This window comes from Bartonella sp. AP57NXGY (assembly GCF_042195805.1).
Taxonomy (GTDB): Bacteria; Pseudomonadota; Alphaproteobacteria; order Rhizobiales; family Rhizobiaceae; genus Bartonella.
In genome coordinates this window covers 1-3,147 of sequence record NZ_JBHIOZ010000147.1, presented here as the reverse complement: position 1 = coordinate 3,147, position 3,147 = coordinate 1, and the positions used below count along the sequence as shown (strand labels likewise).

The following is a 3,147-nucleotide window of genomic DNA, read 5'->3' as shown; positions in this document are numbered from 1 at the left end:
TTTTCTAGACATGAAAATATGAATGATAAAGATTGTACAGCTCTGGTTGATACTATGAGTGTCATAGAAAAAGCTTTGATTTTAAAACTTCAAGATGAATCACCAAATGCACTCAGAGTTCTGGCAATGATTACAAATTTTGGATCTTTAAAACCTCCTTCTATTATGGAGCCTTTGTTGAAAGCTTACGAGCCGAGTTTGAAAAATTCTGTTAAGAAAGCTGCTTAATTTAAAAACATGATTTATCTCCTCGTCTTTTAGGCGGGGAGGTGGTTAATACCGTAAAATATCTTTACATAATACATATTGTACGTATAATACGTATTATACATTAAAGATAGGATGTGCATATGAAAAAATATAGTTTTACAGATGTAAACCGCGGGGCAGGCGATATTTTAGACGAGGCTATGTCTACACCTGTAGCTTTGACAAAGCGAGGGCGTGAAAAATCATTATGCTTCCTGTTGATTTATATCATGAATTAATAAAAGCGCGTTCTGGTGCACAATCTTTTGTTTATGCAGATGCACCTCAAAATATATTAGATGATTTAGATCGTGGTTTAGATGACATTTTGAATAGTGATGAACATGTTTAAAGCAGGGGATGTTGTTCAATATTATTATTTATCCAGTATTCCATAAAACATTATCCCTTGAGAGTGAGGAAGAGATCAAACAGCGTGAAGTGTTGGAACTTTGCTAACATTTGTTTCACGTTCAGCATGCCAAGCGTCATAATTAGCTTGCATACGTAACCATATAGCAGCTCCATCACCAAACATTTTGCCAAGACAAGCGGAAATAGAAGGAGAAACAGGTTTTTTTGCGTTCAGAATATCGTAGAGATGTTGGCGTGATATACCAAGCATCTGCGCAATTTCTGATTTTGTTTTGCCTGTTTCAGGAATAATTTCTGCTAAAACTTCTCCTGGATGAGTAGGACAACGGTTTTTATCTCTTTGTGCAGGAATGTCATTCATAACTGTATCCTTAGTGATATTGTTCAAGATCAACACGGTAAGCATTACATGAGTCAAATTCAAAGATAATACACCATGGTCCGTTAACGTGGACAGTGTAACGAGTGGGTGAATATCCAATCAAAGAATGAAAGTTGAATCCTGGAAGATTCATATCTTCTGGTCTTTCAGAAATATCTAAACGATCAAGACGGACCATGATACGTTTTACAAGTTTCTTATCAATCTTGGATGAATTTCCTGTTTTGAATAATTCTGCCAATGTTTTGCTTTTAAACGTTTTAATCATTCTTTTATATAGCGTAAAATACTGTTAATGTCAACAAATAGCTTACATTATAAGTGCTAAAATGGAAAAAACAGTAACATCCCATTAGAAACCCTTATCGTCTAGACTTGTTTTTCTTTTCTCCACCTCATGCGTAAAGAGAAGGATAGGTGCATGGAGGGGATAAATTTGCACGTTAACATCAAGGATTTTACGACCATACCGACGGCTGTCTGATCAAATATTGCTAAAAACTCAGATCCCTTGCCGTTCTTAATAAAGTGAATACGAAGTTTAAATTCTATTGTCATTTTGCTCTCCAAATTAATGAAGAGACCATAACAATTATCTACACTCTCTCATAAGCCTGACACTGTCAGTCAAAAAGGACTTTAAAGAAAGAAAATCATACAAGCCTAATAGCCTAGATTTGATTATCTTTCTCTTGTGGTTCTTCTATGAGCTCTACGGGTGCGTCTATTTCTGCCATTTCAGTAGATGAGAGCTGTTTTGTGTTTTCATCAACAATAGGAGGAGAGAACACTCCATCCTTATAAGTCCATCCGATCTGCGCTTCGCTTGAGGGGATAGCTTCACCATCAAAGGCATGGACATAGTCTTCTGAGGCTACAATAATATTTGTTACCACACCATTTTCAACAACTGCATATTTCATAAAAAACTCCTAGATAAAAAATCTCAACAAGATTGCTCCGTCACCACCATTGCCGCCATCTCCACCAGATTTTCCTGGAAAGTAGCCACCGCCACCGCCGCTGGTAAAACCATTTCCATCACCACCATTGCCGCCTTTCCCACTGTAACCCCCTTTTGCGATACCATCACTGCAACCACCACCAGCCCCCCCATAAATAGAGCTTCCACCATGTCCAATGTTTGTTTTGTAGACAATAAAGGGGCCGTCGTTACTTCTATAGTATGCGTAGCCACCACCACTCCCGCCACCGAAAGTAGAACTGCTACCATTAACATTACTGTTACTAGAGTAGTAGCTGCCACCGCTACCGCCGTGACCACTGCTATTGGCACTTCCTTCACTGCCACTAGTTCCGTATCCATAATATCCACCACCTCCGCCACCGCCTGCGGTAAGAAGTCCCTGAATTATTGTTTGACCACCTATGCCTCCCCTTTCGTTATTACCGCCTTTCCCACCACGTCCAATTTGAGCATTTTTTGAGTTTCCCAGCTGGTATCCTTTGATTTTAATACGTACGCAACCGCCGCCACCTCCACCACCGCCTTTTATATTACTGCCGCCTCCACCGCCACCCCACGCCCATATTTCAATATCGGTGTAGCTATTAACACTATCAGGAAATGGAATGGTACCACTTTCTGTCATGAGGATTTCAAGGGGATTAAGCGCGGTAACTTCTTTCAGTTTTGCAATCTCATTGCGTATTTTTTGAAGAACAGTGGTAGCCTCATCTTTTGTGTAAAGTGCCTTACCATCAACAGTTGCTGGACCTTTAAGCATGCTTCCACTTGCACTTAGACTTGTCACAACTTTATTATTGTGGGTGAGATTAAACGACGAATTACCCAACAGTTCTAAGCCACCACTCATAGTGACTTTGCTGGTAAATTTATTATAATTCTGCCATTCATTTGGGCTGGCTAAGCGTCCATAGCTTGTGAGATCTTCGTTGATCTTAGCTCTAAAATCATCAAGCCCCACAATATCTTCGGTTTTATGTTGATGTGCGCCTAATAGAGAGACAGCACTGCCAAAGGTGAAGTTATTATTGCTTGATTTATAGAGAACATAATTATTTGCGGCATCTTTTGCGCCTTCGATATCGCTTAAATCAGCAAATGAGAAAGTTTTATCCGCTGCCATCTTGCCCTTAAGGGCTGCTTCAAGATCTGC

General features: G+C 39.6%; 5 protein-coding genes and 1 pseudogene. 2 read left to right on the top strand and 4 right to left on the bottom strand.

Annotated features, from left to right (window positions below; all coding sequences use genetic code 11):
- Positions 1 to 228: hypothetical protein (locus ACFIL8_RS08715; RefSeq protein WP_375689463.1), on the top strand; the 228-nt coding region annotated here is incomplete at its 5' end.
- A 122-nt stretch (positions 229 to 350) separates the two neighbouring features.
- Positions 351 to 601: pseudogene (locus ACFIL8_RS08710) on the top strand (type II toxin-antitoxin system Phd/YefM family antitoxin).
- A 75-nt stretch (positions 602 to 676) separates the two neighbouring features.
- Here the strand turns inward: ACFIL8_RS08710 and ACFIL8_RS08705 are convergent.
- From ACFIL8_RS08705 to ACFIL8_RS08690, 4 genes are all read right to left on the bottom strand, one after another.
- On the bottom strand, positions 677 to 985 hold the full coding sequence (locus ACFIL8_RS08705) for a HigA family addiction module antitoxin (protein ID WP_375638182.1): 309 nt from the start codon (positions 983 to 985) through the stop codon (positions 677 to 679).
- Positions 986 to 995: 10 nt separating this feature from the next.
- A complete protein-coding gene (locus ACFIL8_RS08700) occupies positions 996 to 1,274 on the bottom strand; it encodes a type II toxin-antitoxin system RelE/ParE family toxin (RefSeq protein ID WP_375689461.1) in 279 nt (92 codons plus the stop codon).
- 403 nt (positions 1,275 to 1,677) lie between these two features.
- On the bottom strand, positions 1,678 to 1,929 hold the full coding sequence (locus ACFIL8_RS08695) for a hypothetical protein (RefSeq protein ID WP_375689459.1): 252 nt from the start codon (positions 1,927 to 1,929) through the stop codon (positions 1,678 to 1,680).
- 9 nt (positions 1,930 to 1,938) lie between these two features.
- The coding region (locus ACFIL8_RS08690; RefSeq protein WP_375689457.1) for a Bgr_08870 family protein at positions 1,939 to 3,147 on the bottom strand (1,209 nt) is incomplete at its 5' end.